This window comes from Neisseria sp. SLRRB23, assembly GCF_050896295.1.
GTDB lineage: Bacteria > Pseudomonadota > Gammaproteobacteria > Burkholderiales > Neisseriaceae > Neisseria.
The window spans coordinates 1-4,297 of the sequence record NZ_JBPBFH010000058.1 but is presented as its reverse complement, the minus strand read 5'-3'; the positions used below and the strand labels follow the sequence as shown (position 1 = coordinate 4,297).

General features: G+C 50.1%; 2 tRNA genes and 3 rRNA genes. All 5 read right to left on the bottom strand.

Annotation, left to right across the window (positions count from 1 at the left end):
- Positions 1-44 precede the first annotated feature (44 nt).
- Positions 45-158: ribosomal RNA gene (gene rrf, locus ACRPFF_RS10815) — 5S ribosomal RNA — on the bottom strand.
- A 96-nt stretch (positions 159-254) separates the two neighbouring features.
- Positions 255-3,146 (bottom strand): 23S ribosomal RNA (locus ACRPFF_RS10810).
- 371 nt (positions 3,147-3,517) lie between these two features.
- A tRNA-Ala gene (locus ACRPFF_RS10805) sits at positions 3,518-3,593 on the bottom strand.
- Between the two features lie 5 nt (positions 3,594-3,598).
- Positions 3,599-3,675: transfer RNA gene (locus ACRPFF_RS10800), tRNA-Ile, on the bottom strand.
- A 100-nt stretch (positions 3,676-3,775) separates the two neighbouring features.
- A 16S ribosomal RNA gene (locus tag ACRPFF_RS10795) occupies positions 3,776-4,297 on the bottom strand; the annotation flags it as partial.

Below are 4,297 nucleotides of genomic sequence, written 5' to 3'. Positions count from 1 at the left end.
GCAAAGCAAAAACCCCCGGATATCCGGGGGTTTTCTAAATGGGTGTTTGGCAGTGACCTACTTTCGCATGGAAGAACCACACTATCATCGGCGCTGAGTCGTTTCACGGTCCTGTTCGGGATGGGAAGGCGTGGGACCAACTCGCTATGGCCGCCAAACTTAAACTGTTACAAATCGGTAAAGCCTTAATCAATATATTCGGTGATGACTGAATCAGTCAGTAAGCTTTTATCTCTTGAAGTTCTTCAAATGATAGAGTCAAGCCTCACGAGCAATTAGTATGGGTTAGCTTCACGCGTTACCGCGCTTCCACACCCCACCTATCAACGTCCTGGTCTCGAACGACTCTTTAGTGTGGTTAAACCACAAGGGAAGTCTCATCTTCAGGCGAGTTTCGCGCTTAGATGCTTTCAGCGCTTATCTCTTCCGAACTTAGCTACCCGGCTATGCAACTGGCGTTACAACCGGTACACCAGAGGTTCGTCCACTCCGGTCCTCTCGTACTAGGAGCAGCCCCCGTCAAACTTCCAACGCCCACTGCAGATAGGGACCAAACTGTCTCACGACGTTTTAAACCCAGCTCACGTACCACTTTAAATGGCGAACAGCCATACCCTTGGGACCGACTACAGCCCCAGGATGTGATGAGCCGACATCGAGGTGCCAAACTCCGCCGTCGATATGAACTCTTGGGCGGAATCAGCCTGTTATCCCCGGAGTACCTTTTATCCGTTGAGCGATGGCCCTTCCATACAGAACCACCGGATCACTATGTCCTGCTTTCGCACCTGCTCGACTTGTCGGTCTCGCAGTTAAGCTACCTTTTGCCATTGCACTATCAGTCCGATTTCCGACCGGACCTAGGTAACCTTCGAACTCCTCCGTTACTCTTTGGGAGGAGACCGCCCCAGTCAAACTGCCTACCATGCACGGTCCCCGACCCGGATTACGGGTCTGGGTTAGAACCTCAAAGACACCAGGGTGGTATTTCAAGGACGGCTCCACAGAGACTGGCGTCTCTGCTTCTAAGCCTCCCACCTATCCTACACAAGTGACTTCAAAGTCCAATGCAAAGCTACAGTAAAGGTTCACGGGGTCTTTCCGTCTAGCAGCGGGTAGATTGCATCTTCACAACCACTTCAACTTCGCTGAGTCTCGGGAGGAGACAGTGTGGCCATCGTTACGCCATTCGTGCGGGTCGGAACTTACCCGACAAGGAATTTCGCTACCTTAGGACCGTTATAGTTACGGCCGCCGTTTACTGGGGCTTCGATCCGATGCTCTCACATCTTCAATTAACCTTCCAGCACCGGGCAGGCGTCACACCCTATACGTCCACTTTCGTGTTAGCAGAGTGCTGTGTTTTTAATAAACAGTCGCAGCCACCTATTCTCTGCGACCCTCCAGGGCTTACGGAGCAAGTCCTTAACCTTAGAGGGCATACCTTCTCCCGAAGTTACGGTATCAATTTGCCGAGTTCCTTCTCCCGAGTTCTCTCAAGCGCCTTAGAATTCTCATCCTGCCCACCTGTGTCGGTTTGCGGTACGGTTCGATTCAAACTGAAGCTTAGTGGCTTTTCCTGGAAGCGTGGTATCGGTTACTTCGTGTCCGTAGACACTCGTCGTCACTTCTCGGTGTTAAGAAGACCCGGATTTGCCTAAGTCTTCCACCTACCGGCTTAAACAAGCTATTCCAACAGCTTGCTAACCTAACCTTCTCCGTCCCCACATCGCATTTGAATCAAGTACAGGAATATTAACCTGTTTCCCATCGACTACGCATTTCTGCCTCGCCTTAGGGGCCGACTCACCCTACGCCGATGAACGTTGCGTAGGAAACCTTGGGCTTTCGGCGAGCGGGCTTTTCACCCGCTTTATCGCTACTCATGTCAACATTCGCACTTCTGATACCTCCAGCACACTTTACAATGCACCTTCATCGGCCTACAGAACGCTCCCCTACCATGCCGGTAAACCGGCATCCGCAGCTTCGGTTATAGATTTGAGCCCCGTTACATCTTCCGCGCAGGACGACTCGACCAGTGAGCTATTACGCTTTCTTTAAATGATGGCTGCTTCTAAGCCAACATCCTGGCTGTCTATGCCTTCCCACTTCGTTTACCACTTAATCTATCATTTGGGACCTTAGCTGGCGGTCTGGGTTGTTTCCCTCTTGACAACGGACGTTAGCACCCGCTGTCTGTCTCCCGAGGAACCACTTGATGGTATTCTGAGTTTGCCATGGGTTGGTAAGTTGCAATAACCCCCTAGCCATAACAGTGCTTTACCCCCATCAGTGTCTTGCTCGAGGCACTACCTAAATAGTTTTCGGGGAGAACCAGCTATCTCCGAGTTTGTTTAGCCTTTCACCCCTATCCACAGCTCATCCCCGCATTTTGCAACATGCGTGGGTTCGGTCCTCCAGTACCTGTTACGGCACCTTCAACCTGGCCATGGATAGATCACTCGGTTTCGGGTCTACACCCAGCAACTATTCGCCCTATTAAGACTCGGTTTCCCTACGCCTCCCCTATTCGGTTAAGCTCGCTACTGAATGTAAGTCGTTGACCCATTATACAAAAGGTACGCAGTCACACCACTAGGGTGCTCCCACTGTTTGTATGCATCAGGTTTCAGGTTCTATTTCACTCCCCTCCCGGGGTTCTTTTCGCCTTTCCCTCACGGTACTGGTTCACTATCGGTCGATGATGAGTATTTAGCCTTGGAGGATGGTCCCCCCATATTCAGACAGGATTTCACGTGTCCCGCCCTACTTTTCGTACGCTTAGTACCACTATTGAGATTTCGAATACGGGACTATCACCCACTATGGTCAAGCTTCCCAGCTTGTTCTTCTATCTCGACAGTTATTACGTACAGGCTCCTCCGCGTTCGCTCGCCACTACTTGCGGAATCTCGGTTGATTTCTTTTCCTCCGGGTACTTAGATGGTTCAGTTCTCCGGGTTCGCTTCTCTAAGTCTATGTATTCAACTTAGGATACTGCACAGAATGCAGTGGGTTTCCCCATTCGGACATCGCGGGATCATAGCTTTATTGCCAGCTCCCCCGCGCTTTTCGCAGGCTTACACGTCCTTCGTCGCCTATCATCGCCAAGGCATCCACCTGATGCACTTATTCACTTGACTCTATCATTTCAAGAACTTCTTTGACTTCGTTTACCTACCCGTTGACTAGGGAAGTAAACTTGAAATTCCTACTTTGATAAAGCTTACTGCTTTGTTGTGTCTTAATCCTGCCTTTTGTGTTTCAGGATTAAGTCGATACAATCATCACCCAAATACTGTGTTTGTTTTCTTTTCTCTTGCGAGAGATTTTTACCCTTTGCAAAGGGTAAAAATCAAAACAAACTCATTGTCTTTGTTTGTTGATTTCGGCTTTCCAATTTGTTAAAGATCGATGCGTCGTTATTTTACTCCGCAAATCAAAATAAGTTGCTATAAAATGTAAAAGTACAAATAAAATAAAAGCAACTGGATTACTTTGATTTGCAAAGTTTTGGTGGAGGCAAACGGGATCGAACCGATGACCCCCTGCTTGCAAAGCAGGTGCTCTACCAACTGAGCTATGCCCCCGTTATTGGTGGGTCTGGGAGGACTTGAACCTCCGACCCCACGCTTATCAAGCGTGTGCTCTAACCAGCTGAGCTACAAACCCGGATTCTCTTCTTAAGCGAACCTTGCCTTCACTCAAGCTTCTTCCGCATCTTTTCAGTTTACCGATAAGTGTGAATGCCTAAAGCCTCTTCTTTCTCTAGAAAGGAGGTGATCCAGCCGCAGGTTCCCCTACGGCTACCTTGTTACGACTTCACCCCAGTCATGAAGCATACCGTGGTAAGCGGACCCCTTGCGGTTATCCTACCTACTTCTGGTATCCCCCACTCCCATGGTGTGACGGGCGGTGTGTACAAGACCCGGGAACGTATTCACCGCAGTATGCTGACCTGCGATTACTAGCGATTCCGACTTCATGCACTCGAGTTGCAGAGTGCAATCCGGACTACGATCGGTTTTGTGAGATTGGCTCCACCTCGCGGCTTGGCTACCCTCTGTACCGACCATTGTATGACGTGTGAAGCCCTGGTCATAAGGGCCATGAGGACTTGACGTCATCCCCACCTTCCTCCGGCTTGTCACCGGCAGTCTCATTAGAGTGCCCAACTGAATGATGGCAACTAATGACAAGGGTTGCGCTCGTTGCGGGACTTAACCCAACATCTCACGACACGAGCTGACGACAGCCATGCAGCACCTGTGTTACGGCTCCCGAAGGCACTCCT